The sequence below is a fragment of the Streptomyces sp. IMTB 2501 genome, assembly GCF_001953885.1.
Taxonomy (GTDB): Bacteria; Actinomycetota; Actinomycetes; order Streptomycetales; family Streptomycetaceae; genus Streptomyces.
In genome coordinates this window covers 222,126-237,433 of record NZ_MQUS01000013.1, presented here as the reverse complement: position 1 = coordinate 237,433, position 15,308 = coordinate 222,126, and the positions used below count along the sequence as shown (strand labels likewise).

At 71.3% G+C, this 15,308-nt stretch carries 14 protein-coding genes; 12 read left to right on the top strand and 2 right to left on the bottom strand.

The window, feature by feature from the left end; translation table 11 throughout:
* The first annotated feature begins 179 nt into the window (after positions 1 to 179).
* The gene (locus AV521_RS23500) at positions 180 to 1,160 is read left to right on the top strand and encodes a ScbA/BarX family gamma-butyrolactone biosynthesis protein (RefSeq protein ID WP_076090466.1); all 981 of its coding nucleotides are present in this window, start codon (positions 180 to 182) and stop codon (positions 1,158 to 1,160) included.
* A gap of 595 nt (positions 1,161 to 1,755) precedes the next feature.
* Here AV521_RS23500 and AV521_RS23495 read toward each other — a convergent pair.
* Positions 1,756 to 2,511, bottom strand: coding sequence for a helix-turn-helix domain-containing protein (locus AV521_RS23495; RefSeq protein WP_076090464.1), 756 nt, complete (start codon positions 2,509 to 2,511; stop codon positions 1,756 to 1,758).
* A gap of 245 nt (positions 2,512 to 2,756) precedes the next feature.
* Between AV521_RS23495 and AV521_RS23490 the strand changes: the two genes are divergently transcribed.
* On the top strand, positions 2,757 to 3,425 hold the full coding sequence (locus AV521_RS23490) for a DUF4097 family beta strand repeat-containing protein (protein ID WP_076090557.1): 669 nt from the start codon (positions 2,757 to 2,759) through the stop codon (positions 3,423 to 3,425).
* Positions 3,426 to 3,550: 125 nt separating this feature from the next.
* On the opposite strand, the gene AV521_RS23485 is transcribed toward AV521_RS23490, so the two are convergent.
* Positions 3,551 to 4,195, bottom strand: a complete 645-nt coding sequence (locus tag AV521_RS23485) for a ScbR family autoregulator-binding transcription factor (protein WP_107480988.1) — start codon at positions 4,193 to 4,195, stop codon at positions 3,551 to 3,553.
* Between the two features lie 174 nt (positions 4,196 to 4,369).
* On the opposite strand from AV521_RS23485, the gene AV521_RS23480 reads away from it, so the two are divergent.
* The 10 genes from AV521_RS23480 to metK all read left to right on the top strand — a co-directional run bounded on the left by AV521_RS23480 (position 4,370) and on the right by metK (position 15,264).
* Positions 4,370 to 5,614: a hypothetical protein gene (locus tag AV521_RS23480; RefSeq protein ID WP_076090462.1), complete on the top strand. Its 1,245-nt coding sequence runs from the start codon at positions 4,370 to 4,372 to the stop codon at positions 5,612 to 5,614.
* Positions 5,611 to 6,354, top strand: a complete 744-nt coding sequence (locus AV521_RS23475; protein ID WP_079249372.1) for an HAD family phosphatase — start codon at positions 5,611 to 5,613, stop codon at positions 6,352 to 6,354. Before AV521_RS23480 ends, AV521_RS23475 begins: the two co-directional genes overlap by 4 nt.
* A gap of 68 nt (positions 6,355 to 6,422) precedes the next feature.
* Complete coding sequence (locus AV521_RS23470; RefSeq protein WP_076090460.1) at positions 6,423 to 7,025, top strand: TetR/AcrR family transcriptional regulator; 603 nt, start codon at positions 6,423 to 6,425, stop codon at positions 7,023 to 7,025.
* A gap of 311 nt (positions 7,026 to 7,336) precedes the next feature.
* Entirely contained in the window at positions 7,337 to 8,005 is a 669-nt protein-coding gene (locus AV521_RS23465; RefSeq protein WP_076090458.1) for a class I SAM-dependent methyltransferase, read from the top strand.
* Positions 8,006 to 8,010: 5 nt separating this feature from the next.
* The gene (locus AV521_RS23460) at positions 8,011 to 9,063 is read left to right on the top strand and encodes a pyridoxal-phosphate dependent enzyme (RefSeq protein ID WP_107480987.1); all 1,053 of its coding nucleotides are present in this window, start codon (positions 8,011 to 8,013) and stop codon (positions 9,061 to 9,063) included.
* A 63-nt stretch (positions 9,064 to 9,126) separates the two neighbouring features.
* Positions 9,127 to 10,923, top strand: coding sequence for a hypothetical protein (locus tag AV521_RS23455; RefSeq protein WP_076090457.1), 1,797 nt, complete (start codon positions 9,127 to 9,129; stop codon positions 10,921 to 10,923).
* Positions 10,924 to 10,969: 46 nt separating this feature from the next.
* A complete protein-coding gene (locus AV521_RS23450) occupies positions 10,970 to 11,431 on the top strand; it encodes a DUF2000 domain-containing protein (RefSeq protein ID WP_256725655.1) in 462 nt (153 codons plus the stop codon).
* 37 nt (positions 11,432 to 11,468) lie between these two features.
* A complete protein-coding gene (locus AV521_RS23445; RefSeq protein WP_076090456.1) occupies positions 11,469 to 12,479 on the top strand; it encodes an NAD(P)-binding domain-containing protein in 1,011 nt (336 codons plus the stop codon).
* 121 nt (positions 12,480 to 12,600) lie between these two features.
* Entirely contained in the window at positions 12,601 to 14,007 is a 1,407-nt protein-coding gene (ahcY, locus tag AV521_RS23440) for an adenosylhomocysteinase (protein WP_076090455.1), read from the top strand.
* A 48-nt stretch (positions 14,008 to 14,055) separates the two neighbouring features.
* A complete protein-coding gene (gene metK, locus AV521_RS23435) occupies positions 14,056 to 15,264 on the top strand; it encodes a methionine adenosyltransferase (protein WP_076090454.1) in 1,209 nt (402 codons plus the stop codon).
* Positions 15,265 to 15,308: the final 44 nt, after the last annotated feature.

Here is a 15,308-nt window from a genome sequence, read left to right as displayed (position 1 = left end):
TCGCCGTTCGGCGGTCAACAACAGTCCACGGCCGGAGGGGTCGAGTCCCCTTTGGCCTGTGGGTTGTTGAGCGATCTTGGGATGTGAGACACCGCTTGAGCGGTGAATATTCTGTCCCGTAGGTTTTTTTTCGCGAGCCAAGTTGCCCACTGAGGTGCCACTAGGAGGCTGACTCTGTCATGCGCCACTCAAGCAACACGCTGGTCGACCCTGCTGCCGCTGCTCCTTCGGGGCTCTTCGAGCAGCCCGTTCCGCGCAGCCTGGTGCACCGGGCCTCGGTCTCCGAGGTCTTCCTCACGAGCATCCATCCCGACGGCCCCGACCGCTTCCTGATCAGCGCGCAGTGGCCCCGGCAGCACAGCTTCTACCGCAGCCGGCACGGCTTCCACGACCCGTTGATATTCGCTGAAACGATCCGGCAGGCCGGCCTGATCATTGGCCACACCGGCTACCAGGTCCCGCTCGCCAACCCCTTCATCCTCAACGGGATGGAGTTCGACATCACGCCGGAGGGCCTCGCCCGGGGCGCCGCCCCCGCGCATCTGATGCTGGAGACCCGCTGCGAGAACATCCAGCGCCGCGGCGAGCGGCTGCTGGGCCTGGAATACCGGATCGACCTCTACCGCGACATGGTCCAGGTCGGCTCCGCGCACTGCGGCTTCACCTGTGTCTCGCCGTCGGTCTACCGGCGGCTGCGCGGGCAGGCCGCGGGAGCTGGCACCGGTGCGGGCGGCGACACGGGTGCCGGTCCGGCATCGCTGTGCGGCGAACTCCCGCCGCCCGTCGCACCGGAGCTGGTCGGCCAGGAGAGCGCGGGCGACGTCGTGCTCTCCGCCACGGACCGGCCGGGCAGCTGGCTGCTGCGCTGCGACCCCGACCACCCCGTGCTCTTCGACCACCCCGTCGACCACGTACCGGGCATGGTCGTCCTGGAGGCGATGCGGCAGGCCGCGTTCGCCCGGTCCGGGGGCCGGCCGCTGCTCGTCGGCTGCGCGATGGAGTTCCTCCGGTACGCCGAACTCGGCCTGCCCACCGAGATCCACGCGGCCCCCGAACCGGCCCGCGCCGACGGCACGGTGCCCGTCCGGGTCGCGGCGGCGCAGAACGGCGACATCGTCGCGCAGGGTGTCCTGCGGGTACGGCCGGACAGCGGGGCCTGACGGCGATGCGCCCCATCCTGACCGCCTTGCTGCGCCGGACCGGCCTGGCGGCACGCGCCTGGCTCAGGGGGAGCCGGCCGGTGATGCTCCGGGTTCCGGTTGCCTGTCCGGTGCGGTCGTCGGCGGATGACGATGTGTGAGTCGCTGATGTCGTGGGGCGTACGGCGCCAGGGCCTGTCCGGCGGCTCAGGTCGCAGGACATCGACGGCGCCTCATCGGCGCTGGTGAGCGGGGGTGGTGCGGCCAGCTGCGAGGCGGAGGAGGGCGGCGACGCGGTGGGGGCCCTCCCGTTCGAGCGAGGTCGGGCGTGGGGGAGAAGCCGGGCGTAGGGGAGAAGCCGGGTGTGGGGGAGTCGGCAACCGACTACAACGCGGCTGGGGGTGCCCCCACCCTTGAGGCAGTGGGGGAGGGTGTGCCGGGCCCCGCGTCTGCGACGGGATCCGCCGGACGGGTCCTGAGCGGGCGGACAGGGCTCTCCGACGTGGAAGCGCCCTGACTCCTTCGGTATGGAAGGACCCTGCCCCCTCGACGGCGTCGGGCTCTGGCAGCCGCTTCCGGGCCAAGGGGGCGACGGCCTCGGCGTCCTGCCCGCGAGTCATCCGCGATCTGGACTTGGCGTGGCTGTGCCGTCCGGGGTCGTTCCGGGTTTCGTGGAGAGGATGTCGCGGGCCTGTTCCGCGGCGCGGGCCATGCTCTCGGCGACGAAGTCGACGAAGCGGGCGATGTTCTCCAGGCGGTCGGCGGCCGGGGTGTCGGGGCCGAGGAGGCCGACGCCCTGCCGCGCGGTCTCGGCGAGCTGGGCGTTGGACCGGGCGGCGGCCATCATCCCCTGGTAGAAGACGTCGGTGTCGACGACGTAGCGCTCGCGGCGGCGTTCGTCGCGTTCCCGGCGGATGAGGCCCTGGCCGGTGAGGAACGTGACCGCTTTGGAGACGGACGCCGGGCTGACCTGGAGGCGCTGGACGAGCTCGGACGCGGTGAGGCTGCCCGCGTCGGTGGTGTAGAGGCAGGTCAGGACCCGGGACATCATCTTGGGCAGGCCCTGCTGCATGAGGAGGGTGGTGAACGCCTCCTCGTACTCGCGCACGGCCTCGGCGTCGCGCCCGTGGGTCTGCGGGAGCGCCTTCGGGTCCCGGGGTGCGGTCTGCCTGCGGCGATGGGCGCGGCGTTCGGTGGCACGGTGGGCCAGGTCGGCGCGGTAGGTGGTGGGGCCGCCGTTGCGCATCACCTCACGCGTGATCGTCGAGGTGGGGCGGTCGAGGCGTCTGGCGATCTCCGCGTAGGCGAGCCCGTCGGCCAGTCCCAGCGCGATCTGCTGACGTTCCTGCTGGGTGAGCCTGCCTCCCGGCATCGCGATCTCCCTTCACGCTTCCCTGATGCCTCCAACATAGCGTTCACTCCCCATTCAATGCAACGAACGAGGTGGCGGGTGTTGCATTAGATTCAAAACCGTTGCAACGATTTCTCTGTCTTGAGCTGCTGTGATGGCGATTGTTCGCAACGACATCGTTGCCGAATCTATGAATGCAACGTAGCGTTTCCATCATCAGAAACAACGGGACGAAGGAGCGCACGATGCAGAAGAGCCAGAGCGCGATGCGGAAGTTCGACACCCCCGCCCCGATCGCCGCCGTCCTCGACATCCCCGCGGGGCGCGTCCGGTTGATCGCCGCCGACCGGGGTGACACCACGGTCGAGGTCCTGCCCGCGGACGCCTCGAAGGGCCGCGACGTGAAGGCGGCGGAGCAGATGGAGGTCGTGTACGGCGACGGTGTTCTGCGGGTCGAGGCCCCGGCGGCGAAGAACCGGCTCCTCGGCCACTTTGGACTCATCGAGGTGACGATCCAGCTGCCCGCCGGTTCCCGTGTCCAGGCGAAGGGTGCCAGCGCCGAGTTCCGGGGTGTCGGACGGCTCGGCGACGTCACCTTCGAGGGTGCGCAGGGCTCGGTCGAACTCGACGAGACCGAGGGCGTCCGCCTCAGCCTCCAGGCCGGTGACGTCTCGGTCGGCCGTCTGGGCGGCCCGGCGGAGATCAGCACCCAGCACGGCGACATCCGCATCGCCGAGGCCGTGCGCGGCACGGTCACGCTGCGGACCCAGGCCGGCGACGTGTCGGTCGGTGCCGCCGCCGGAGTCTCCGCCTCCCTGGACGCCGGCACCTCCTCCGGCCGGATCCGCAACGCGCTCAAGAACGCCGACGGCACCCCCGGTCTGAACATCCGGGTGACCACCGCCTGCGGCGACATCACCGCCCGCAGCCTCTGAGAAGCCCAGATCTTGACCGGAGGGCGTGGTCCGGAGGGTGTGGTCCGGCGGCTGTGCTCCTCGGGGATCCGGAGAGTGCGGCCGCCGCGGTGGTCGTACCGCGGCTCCTCCTCCGGAGGGGCTCGTCAGGCCCGGAGCGAGGTCATGACGAGGTCGCGGAACTCCGGCCAGCGGTCCAGGAGGTCGGCACGGCCGGTGAGGGTGTCCGAGACGTGCTGGACGCCGAAGAAGCCGGAGACCAGGGCGCGGGCGGCGGCCTCGGGGTCGACGCCCGCCCGCAGCTCACCGGCCTCCTTCGCGCTGGTCAGCAGGTGGGCGAGGAGCTGGGTCCAGCCGACGTACGGCTGGGGCAACTGGGCGTCGATCAGGGAGCGTTCGAGCTGCAGCCGGGCGCCGGCCTGGACGACGATGTCGGTGGCGAAGGCCTCCGCGGCCCCGTCGAGCACCCGCACCACGGTGTCGAGCGGCGCGTGGCCCTCGGCGAGGATGCCCTCCAGCAGCTCGGGCCAGCGCGAGTAGTGCGCCTCGACCACGGCGATGGCGAGGATCTCCTTGTTCGGGAAGTGGAAGTAGACGGCTCCCTTGGTCATGCCGACGCGCTTGGCCACGTCCTGGATGGATGTGCTCTTGAAGCCCTTCTCGGCGAACTCCTCCGCCGCGGCGCGCAGTACGTGGGCGCGGGTCTGCACGGCCCGTTCCTGGCGCAGGTCGGGCAGGCGGTCCTCGGTGGGGGAGCCTGTCCAGCCCGGGATCGTGATCTTCGAGGTCACGGTGATCGCGCTCCTTCGGTACACGGCCGTGAGTTCGGATGTAGGGGTGCGCCGGTACCACTTTTAATATACCTTCCTGTAGGTATATTTGCCACGGGCGCAGGTGATGGAGCCATGCGCTCTCTGTGTGAGCCGTGTGTGCTCGCCTCCGGGCGGGCCGGGGGAGGGGAACGCATGGGCATGGGCACCTTGATGGACACCGCACAGCTCGCCGGGGGCGGGTTGCGGACGGAGCGGGTGGCACGGCTGGCCCGGTCGGCCCGGGCCTCGGCGGCCCGCGTGGACGAGGAGCGGCGGCTGTCCCCGGACCTCGCCGCCGAGATCACCGCCGCCGGATTTCCGGCCCACTTCGTGCCGCGCCGCTGGGGCGGGGCCGCCGGTGGTTTCCGGCAACTCGTGGACGCCGTCGCGGCATTGGGCGAGGAGTGCGTCGCCACCGCCTGGTGCGCCGCCCTGTACGCCGCGCACGGACGGCTCGCCGCCTACCTGCCCGAACGAGGTCAGCGCGAGCTGTGGGACACCTCCCCGGACGTGCGGATCGCCGCCGCCGTCGTACCGCCCGCCGGACGGGCCGTCCCCGAGGGGGAGGGCTGGCGGATCTCGGGCGAGTGGCACTACGCCAGCGGTGTCGACCACGCCGACTGGGTGCTGGTCGCCGTGCGGGTCGACGGGGCGGACGGCGGCGGCCCCGAGGTCCGCTGCTTCGCGGTTCCGCGGCGGGAGTTGGTGATCAAGGACAGCTGGCACAGCCTCGGGCTGCGCGGCACGGGCAGCAACACGGTCGTCGCGGGCGGCGCGGGCGTACGGGTGCCGCGCCACCGGAGTTTCACCCTCGCCGATCTCGACACCGTGCGCGCGGGGGTGGCCCGCTGTCATGCCGTGCCCTTCCGGCTCGTCGCCCCGCTCCAGTTCGCCGCGCCGATCCTGGGGGCGGCGCGCGGTGCCTGGCGGTACGCGTTCGCCGCGGAGCAGGCGGGGCGGGTGGGGCGGCCGGGGCCGCGCGGGGCCGTGGCGCCGGAGGTGCTCGCCCGCGCCGACGGCGAGATCGAGGCGGCCCGGCTGCTCCTGGGCGCCGCCGCCGACCGGGCGGACGCGGCCGACAGGGGGCCGGACGCGGTGGCCCGCAACCAGCGCGATGCCGCCCTGGCCGCGGAGTTGTGCACGACCGCGGTGGACCGCCTGTTCCGCGCCGGCGGCACCCGGGTCCACTTCGACGGAGACCCCCTCCAGCGCGCCTGGCGCGACCTCACCACCGGCGCCTCGCACGCCACCCTCGCCTTCGGCGCGGCTGCGGCGGCCTTCATGGCGGAGCGGACGGCGGCCTTCGAGGCGGGGGAAACGGCGACTTCGGGGTGGGGCGCGGATGGTGGTACGGCCACCCCGGCCAACCCCTCCTTCCCCGCCGGAGACTTCCGATGACCAACGCCCACCGCGCTCCCCACCCGCACGGCGACCCCAGCTCCACCACCCATCCCCTCCTCCACCCCCACCCCGCCCGCATCGCCTTCTTCGACGTGGACCACACCCTCACCACCGTGACGACTCCCGCCCTCTTCTGGGAGTACTGGTCCACCGCCGCGCGCACCGCGCCGTTGGCCGCCGGGCGGGCGTTGCCGACGGCGGCCGGGGCGGCGCGGGAGGAGCGCAACCGGGACTACTACCGGCTCTTCGCCGGTGTGTCCGCCACGGAGTTGAGGCGGGCCGGGGCCCGTTGGTACGCCGGTTTCCGGGCCACCGCGCAGCCCTTCCTCCCGGCGCCGCTCGCCGCGCTGCGCGCGCACCGGGCGGCCGGTGATCCGGTCGTGCTGGTGTCCGGCGCGCCGCGGGCCTGCCTGCTGCCGCTCGCCCGTGATCTGGGTGCCGGGCTGGTGCTCGGCTGTGAGCAGCTGACGGACGGGCGGGGCCGGCTGACCGGCGAGATCACGCGCCCGATGATCGGCGCCGCCAAGGCCGACGCGGCGGCCGAGGTGATGGCACGGCACGGCGCCGATCCGGCGAACTGCCATGCGTACGGGGACCACAGCTCGGATCTGCCGCTGCTCCGGCTGTGCGGGCACCCCACGGTGGTGGGGGACGACCCCGCACTGGCCGGGCACGCGGCACGGGACGGCTGGCAGTGGCTCCCGGGCGTAGAGAGGCTCGTTCGGATCCACAAATAACATACCGTTGAGAAGGTATGTTGTTCCTGTCGAGTGACACAAGGACGGGGAGGGTTGGGGAGGTCAGGGTGAAACAGGAACGGGCCATCAGAACGCGTGAGCGGATCCTCGACGCGGCGGCCCAGGAATTCTCCGCGCAGGGCTACGGCCGCACCACCATGCAGACCGTGGCCGAACGCATCCGGCTGACGAAGGGCGCCCTCTACGGCCACTTCACCAGCAAGGAGCAACTCGCGGCCGAACTCGTGCGCCAGGCAGGGCAGTCCTGGCGCCAGGTGACAGACGCGTCGCGCAGGCCGGGGATCCCGGCCGCGTCCGCGCTGCGCCGGCTGCTCGCCGGGCTGGCCCGCCGGCACCACGAGGAACCGCGGTTCCACGCGGTCTTCCGGATCCTCGCCGAGCAGCCCGACGACCCCTTCGCACAGCCCGGCTTCGCACAGGAACTGCTCGGCGGACTGACCGAGGAGTTCCGGCACGCCCAGCGGGCCGGTGCCGTACCCCGGTGGACCTCGGCCGAGGGGCTCGCCCGGCTCTCGGTCGGGGCGATGCTGCTCGCCAGCCACGCGGGGATCGGCGGCCCGGACGCCGCCGGCGCCGTACAGGACGACGTCGAACTGCTCTGGGACATGGTCGAGGCGCTGTGCCGCGACCGTGAGCCGCCTGCGGCCTGACACTCCCTCAGGGCCTGTGTCACACCCCCGGCCGGGGATGTGACACGGACACGGGCTTTCACCGAGGGCCGGTGCGCGATCTCCGAACGGAGGTCCGCACCGGCCCTCGCTGTGTTGCGGCAGCAGTCGTGAACTCCCTTGTGAACAGGGGCTTTCCAGTCTCCCGAGCCCGCTTCACCGGCGCTTGGTCGCGCTCTGGCCGTCGCTTGGCAGCCCCCCTGCAATCTGTTCCTGCGGCAGGGGGAACGCACCGACAAGGTTCTCCGGCCGGACCGAACACCCAGGCATTTCCCTCAGTTGTGGAGGAAAGCATGACCACGGACGTCTCGTACAAGGATCTCCAGTACGGCTGGGAGGCCGCGTACCAGCAGCAGTCCGAAGGGCCGCTCTGGCAGGACGACCCGATCCCCGTGATCCCGCAGGCCATCAAGGCGCTCACCGCACGTGAGGCGCGTACGGTCGTCGACCTCGGCTGCGGTGACGGCCGTAACCTCGCGGCGCTGGTGGACGCCGGCTTCACCGCGCTCGGTGTGGACATCGCGCCGACCGGTCTGCAGCACGCCCGCCGGATCATCCGGCAGCGCTCCTTCCTGCTCCGCGCGGACGCCACCGAACTCCCGCTCATCGACGCCTCGGTGGACGCGGTCACCTGCTTCGACGTCTTCGGCCAGATCCAGGACCCGAGCGCCCTGATCACCGAGGCGCGCCGGCTCCTGGTAGAGGGCGGCATCTTCGTCACCAACGCCTTCACCCCGCAGGACGACACCTACGGCGAGGGCGAGGAGATCGCGCCGAACACCTTCGCCTACAAGGACACCCTCTTCCGCTACTACAGCGAGGAGGAGATCCGGGCCCTGTTCGACGGGTGGGAGATCATCGCGCTGGAGCGCGTGTCCTGGGACGACCCGCCGCACGGCGACTTCCGTCCCTACGCGCACACCCACGACAACTGGATCGTCTACGCGACCCCGGTGGACTGAGCCGGATGACCACGGTCGAAGGCCCGGCCGGGTCGGCGCTGCAGGAGCGTCTGCGCCACTTCAGGGCGCTCCTCGGCCCCACCCCCGTCACGCCCGTCACCCTGAACGTCGACGGTCGCCCGCGAACCGTCCACCTCAAGCTGGAAGGGCACAACCTCGCCGGTTCGGTGAAGGCGCGCACGGCCTACGGGCTGGTGCGCGGCCTGCTGGAGTCGGGACGGCTGCGGCCCGGCGACCGGCTCCTGGAGTCCACCTCCGGGAACCTCGGCATCGCGCTCGCGATGCTGGCGCGCTATCTGCAGATCGGTTTCACCGCCGTGGTGGACCCGCTGGTGGCGCCGGAGAGTCTGCGGCGGCTGTCGGAACTGGGCGCCGAGGTGGTCACGGTCACCGAGCGGGACGCCTCCGGCGGATACCTCCTCTCCCGGCTGGACCGGGTGGCGGAACTCCTGAAGGAGAACCCCCGCTACGTCTGGACCAACCAGTACGGCAGCCCCGACAACCCCGCCGTACACCGGGAGTTGACCGGCCCGGAGCTGCTCGGGCAGCTGCCGAAGTCCCCGGACGCGGTCTTCGCCGCGATCTCCACAGGGGGGACGTTCGCCGGCGTCAGCCGGTACTTCCGGGAGCACAGCCCGACCACCGAGATGGTCGCGGTGGACATCGAGGGCTCGGTCGCCTTCCGCGGCCGGCCCGGGCGGCGGCACCTCTCCGGCATCGGAGCGAGCCGGCCCTCGGCGTTCCTCGACGACTCCCTCGTCGACCACCTCCAGGTCGCCGACATCCGGAGCGCGGCGCACTACTGCCGCCTGGTGCTGCGGGAGGCCGGACTGCACATCGGCGCCTCGGCCGGCGCGGTCCTCGCGGGCTGTGTGCGGTACCTGGAGACCCATCCCGAGGCCGAACTCGTGGTCTGCCTCTGCGCGGACGGCGGGGAGAAGTACGCCGGCACCGTCTACAACGACCACTGGCTGCGCTCGATCGGGGTGGCACCGCCCGGCGGCGACGCGGCCGGCTCCGCTCTCTCCGGGAGCGCTATCCTCTCTGGAGTCGGATGAAATAAATACAGCGAACTGTGCGGAATTCCGAAGGAATTTCAGGGAATTCTAGAGGGTTGGGGCATGCCAATGCAGAGTGTCTCGGAGATCCGGGACGAACTCCAGGAGTTCGTGCGCGGCGGTGGCCGGCCGGCCGCTGTCGAGCCGGCGTTCGCCGCCGTCGGGCAGCTGGCCGACAGCGAATTGCAGCGCACGGACGAGCATGACGTGGCCATGCTGCTGTGCCTGGCCGGCGTCTGTGCCGGCCTGGCGGGCGGCGGACCGTCGGCGCTCGAACTCCGCGCGGTGGCCGACCGGTACGCCGACACCTCCATCCTCTACACCGGCCGGGTCCTGCCCCGGATCAAGGAGACCGTCGAGCTGATCTACCGGGGGGTCGAGGAGAAATCCGCGGAGATCCTCCTGGAGGCGGCCGACGCCATCAGCCAGGGCTGGGCGGAATACGTCCGCTCCGATTTCCCCGCAGCCTTTTCTCGGCTGGCCTCGGCACTGGGGATCGAGGGCAGCGGAGAGGAATTCCTGGAGACCTCGTACGTCTCCTGGAAGCGGGGACTGGAGGACAGCGCCCGCGGCTCCGTCCAGGAGGCGCTCGCGGCTTTCGGGACCAGCCTTGAGAAATACCGGAAATACTCCTACTACGCGGATGCCGCCTGGCTCTACACCGACCTGGTGATCGCCCGGCTGCTCGCCGGGGAGGTCCAGGCGGCGGTCCGGGTGCTGGACGAGCAGCGCCGGTACGTGGACGACGTGATCGCGTCGGCCGGGCACCGGCCGGCCACGGAGGGCTCCTCCTACGCCTTCCACCTCGGTGACGTACGAAGCGGCGGGTACAGCTCGTTCGTGGACTCGGCGGCGGTGGGGCCGCAGGGGCTCGGCCCCGACGACCGGGCGCTGCTGCACCGCTACGTACGGGTCAGCGAGAGCCTGCTGGCCTATGCCGGCTCGCGCTCCCGCCGGGACCTCGACGCGGCACTGGACCTGTTCTCCTTCGGCTGGCTGGGCTATCTCGACTCGCCCTACCCGGAGATCTTCCACCGGCTGGTCCGGCACCTGGAGGGCCCCGAACCGGTCGCACCCCTGCTGCTCACCGTGCACGTCCGCTGGCGCGGCCTGCTCCAGGCCAGCCAGCTGCGGATCCGGTCGGCCGATCTGATCCGCACCGCGATGGACCTGAGGGAGCGCCTGCAGGCCGCGGGCCTGGAGAAGGAGGCCGACATCGCCCTGCTGGACGCGGGCATGCTCCACTTCGCCCTCTACGGCAAGGCGGCCACCGCGTCCTGGCTCTCCCGGCAGCTCGCCGAGCTGCGCCGGCTGGTGCCGGGCCCCCTGCAAGCCGTCGTGGAAGCTCTCCAGGTGCCGCCGCAGGCCGGACTGCAGACCCCGCTGGCGCACTACCTCGGGGCCCGCGCGGCCCACCGGGTGCCGGACTTCATGCCGGCGTTCGGGGTGTTCCGCCGGGACCTGCGCAGCAGACGGGAGCTGCCCGCCGAGGTGGACCTCGCCTGCTACGGGGAGAGCCTGTGGATCAACGGAATCCTGATCTACGAGACCGCTCCCGCCGCACTCGTCGCGATCCTCGGCGAACTCGGCCGCGAGCTGAAGGAGGCCCGCGCCGAAGAGCGCGAGGTCCCCTACCTCTCCGCGGCCGAGCTGGCCGAGCGGACCGGACGGACCAGCAGTGCCGTGGTCCAGGTGGTACGGCGGTTCCGGGCCGTCTGCCAGGAACAGCTGGACCGCAGCACCGAGTTGGGCCTCAAACCGGACGACGTGCTCCAGGGCCGGCCCGGCTACCGGCTCAGCCCGACCGTCGTCGGCGAGGTGGAGTTCCGGCTGGTGCCGGGCGGCAAGTCCACGGCCTGACCGATAATTTGACTCTCCATCAATTCGAACCCTTCAAGGAGCCCGGGTGTCCCACCTGATCATCGAGCCGACCGACGTCGCCGCGGACTGGAAGTTCGCCGTGGTCCTCAAGGCGAAGCTGCCCGCCGGGGTGGCGATCAACGCCGCCACGCACACCGCTCTCGGCCTGGCCGCCAAGGCCGCGGCCGAGCACCCCGAACTGGCCGCCAAGATGTCCTTCCTGAACTTCCTGGACGCCGACGGCGGCACACACGCGCCGATCTCCGGCCTCTCCCTGGTCGTCCTGGAGGGCCGCGCGGCCGGACTGCGCCGCTTCCGCGCCGAGGCGAGCGCCGCCGGGCTGCTGGTCAACGACTTCGTCTCGGCGATGACCGGGGACACCTACGCCGAACAGCTGGAGCGGGTCGCCGCCCTGCCCGAGGAGGAGCTGGAGTACTACGCCGTGGCCGCGTTCGGTCGGCGCGACGAACTCGATCCGCTCACCAAGAAGTTCTCCCTGTGGAAGTAGCCGCGGGGAGTCATGAACATCCAGGAGATGAGGATTCATGACCGCTGCAACGCCCCTCGCCGTCATACCGGGCGCCCTCGTCGAGGACGTCCTGCGTGACGCCCACGCGGAGGCGCTCCGGATCGTCGAGGAGGTCTACGTCCAGTCCGTCGGAAACCGCCTGGTCAACCCGGAGAGCCTGTTCCTGCGCCCGGACGCGGAGGCGCGGGAACGGGTGATCGCCCTCCCCGCCTATGTGCCCGAGCCGACCCCGGCCATGGGCATCAAGTGGATCTCCAGCTTCCCGGAGAACCTCAGCCTCGGGCTGCCCCGGGCCTCCGCGGCCATCGTCCTCAACGACGTGGCCACCGGCTTCCCGGTGGCCCTCCTGGAGGGCGCCCGGATCAGCGGGCTGCGCACCGCGCTGTCCGCCCTGGTCGGCGCCAACGCGCTGACCGCGGGCGCCCGGCGGGCCGCCAAGGTCGCGATCCTGGGCAGCGGGTACATCGCCGCGAACACGGTCTCCGCGTTCCTCGCCGACGGCTGGACGTGGGACCGGGCCGTGGTCTTCGACCTCGCCACCGAGCGCGCCGAGGCCTTCGCCGGCCGGTTCGCCGGCAGGGCCGGGCTGGGTGTGGCACACAGCGCCGAGGAGGCACTGACCGACGCCGACCTGGTGCTGCTCACCACCACCGCGATCACCCCGCACATCGACAGCCTCGACCTGCTCGCCCCGCACGCCACCGTCCTGCACATGTCCCTGCGGGACCTGACCGCCGACGCCCTCGCCGGCGCCGAGCACTTCGTCGACGACGTCTCCCACGCCCTGCGCGAGCGCACCTCGCTCGCCCTCGCCGTCGAGGCCGGCACGGTGGAGCGTGCCGCGATCCGCGCCGTGGGCGAGGTGCTCATCGGCGACTGCCGGCGCACCCCGGACCGCCGTGCCGTGTACGCCCCCTTCGGTCTGGGCTCCCTCGACATCGCCCTCGCCTCGCTCGTCCTCGACCGCGCCCGCGATCTGCCCGAGGCCCTGATCGTCGAGGACTTCTCCGGCACCGCCGCACAGTGACCCTTCCGGCACCGCCGGACATCACTGACCTCACCCTCACCTGACCCGCATCAGCGGCAGCCCACGCGCGGGCCGCACCGTCGATGCCCCCTGCCCCGCTGACCCCGTCTGGAGTACCGGCATGTCCGAAACCGCCCTGAACACCGCTGAATTCAAGGTCGCCGACCTGTCCCTGGCCGAGTTCGGCCGCAAGGAGATCACCCTCGCCGAGCACGAGATGCCCGGCCTGATGGCGATCCGCCAGGAGTACGCCGAGGCACAGCCCCTCGCCGGCGCCCGGATCACCGGCTCCCTGCACATGACCGTACAGACCGCCGTGCTGATCGAGACCCTGGTGGCGCTGGGCGCGCAGGTCCGCTGGGCCTCCTGCAACATCTTCTCCACCCAGGACCACGCCGCCGCGGCGATCGCCGCCGCCGGCATCCCGGTCTTCGCCTGGAAGGGCGAGACCCTCCAGGAGTACTGGTGGTGCACGGAGCAGGCGCTGACCTGGCCGGGCCAGGCGGGCCCGAACATGATCCTGGACGACGGCGGTGACGCCACCCTCCTCGTCCACAAGGGCGTCGAGTACCAGAAGACCGGCCAGCTCCCGCCCGCCGACAACGAGGAACTGGCCGTCGTACAGAGCTTGTTGAAGGCGAGCACCCTCGACTGGACCGCGCTCGCGGGTGAGATCCGCGGGGTGACCGAGGAGACCACCACCGGCGTCCACCGTCTGTACGAGATGCACCGCGACGGCGCCCTCCTGTTCCCGGCGATCAACGTCAACGACGCCGTCACCAAGTCCAAGTTCGACAACAAGTACGGCTGCCGACACTCCCTCGTCGACGGCATCAACCGCGCCACCGACGTCCTGATCGGCGGAAAGGTCGCGGTGGTGTGCGGCTACGGCGACGTCGGCAAGGGCTGCGCCGAGTCGCTGCGCGGCCAGGGCGCCCGCGTCATCGTCACCGAGATCGACCCGATCTGCGCGCTCCAGGCCGCGATGGACGGCTACCAGGTCGCCGCCCTGGAGAGCGTCGTCGGGATCGCCGACATCTTCGTCACCACGACCGGCAACCGCGACGTCATCATGGCCGGCCACATGGAGCGGATGAAGCACCAGGCGATCGTCGGCAACATCGGCCACTTCGACAACGAGATCGACATGGCCGGCCTCGCCGGGATCCCGGGCATCGTGAAGACCGAGGTCAAGCCGCAGGTCCACGAGTGGCGCTTCCGGGACGGCCACACGGTCATCGTGCTGTCCGAGGGCCGCCTGCTGAACCTGGGCAACGCCACCGGCCACCCCTCCTTCGTGATGTCCAACTCCTTCGCGGACCAGACGCTCGCCCAGATCGAGCTGTTCACCAAGCCCGAGGACTACCCGGTCGGCGTCTACGTGCTGCCCAAGCACCTCGACGAGAAGGTCGCCCGCCTCCACCTGGCCGCCCTCGGCGTCGAGCTCACCACCCTGACCCCGGTCCAGGCCGACTACCTCGGTGTGCCGGTGGAGGGCCCCTACAAGTCCGAGCAGTACCGCTACTGACCAGCCGTCAACGTCTGCCAACTCCCCGACCAGCAAAGGGAATCCACCATGTCTCGCCGCCTGTTCACCTCGGAGTCCGTGACCGAGGGCCACCCCGACAAGATCGCCGACCAGATCAGCGACACCATCCTCGACGCCCTGCTCGCCGCCGACCCGGCCTCCCGGGTCGCCGTGGAGACGCTGATCACCACCGGCCAAGTGCACATCGCCGGTGAGGTGACCACGAAGGCCTACGCGGACATCGCGACGCTGGTCCGCGACCGGATCCTGCAGATCGGCTACGACTCCTCCAAGAAGGGCTTCGACGGAGCCTCCTGCGGTGTGTCGGTGTCGATCGGCGCGCAGTCGCCCGACATCGCGCAGGGTGTCGACACGGCCTACGAGACCCGTGTGGACGGTGATGACGACGAGCTGGACCAACAGGGCGCCGGCGACCAGGGTCTGATGTTCGGCTACGCCTGCGACGACACCCCCGAGCTGATGCCGCTGCCGATCCACCTGGCCCACCGGCTCTCCCGCCGCCTGGCCGAGGTCCGCAAGAACGGGACCGTCCCCTACCTGCGCCCGGACGGCAAGACACAGGTCACCATCGAGTACGACGGCGACAGGGCCGTACGCCTGGACACGGTGGTCGTCTCCTCGCAGCACGCCGCCGACATCGACCTGGAGTCGCTGCTGGCGCCCGACATCCGCGAGTTCGTGGTGGAGCCCGAGCTGAGGGCCCTCGCCGAGAGCGGGATCACCCTGGAGACGGAGGGCTACCGGCTGCTGGTCAACCCGACCGGCCGCTTCGAGATCGGCGGCCCGATGGGAGACGCGGGCCTGACCGGCCGCAAGATCATCATCGACACGTACGGCGGTATGGCCCGCCACGGTGGCGGTGCGTTCTCCGGCAAGGACCCGTCCAAGGTGGACCGCAGCGCCGCGTACGCGATGCGCTGGGTCGCGAAGAACGTCGTCGCGGCCGGGCTCGCCTCCCGCTGCGAGGTCCAGGTCGCCTACGCGATCGGCAAGGCCGAGCCGGTCGGCCTGTTCGTGGAGACGTTCGGCACCGAGACCGTGCCGGTGGCGCGCATCCAGGAGGCGGTGACCAAGGTCTTCGACCTGCGCCCGGCCGCGATCATCCGCGACCTCGACCTGCTCCGCCCGATCTACGCCCGGACCGCCGCCTACGGCCACTTCGGCCGCGAGCTGCCCGACTTCACCTGGGAGCGCACCGACCGCGCCGCCGACCTGCGCGCCGCCGCCCAGTCCTGACCGCCTCGTACGAGACGACCTCACACGAGACCACCCCGCACGAG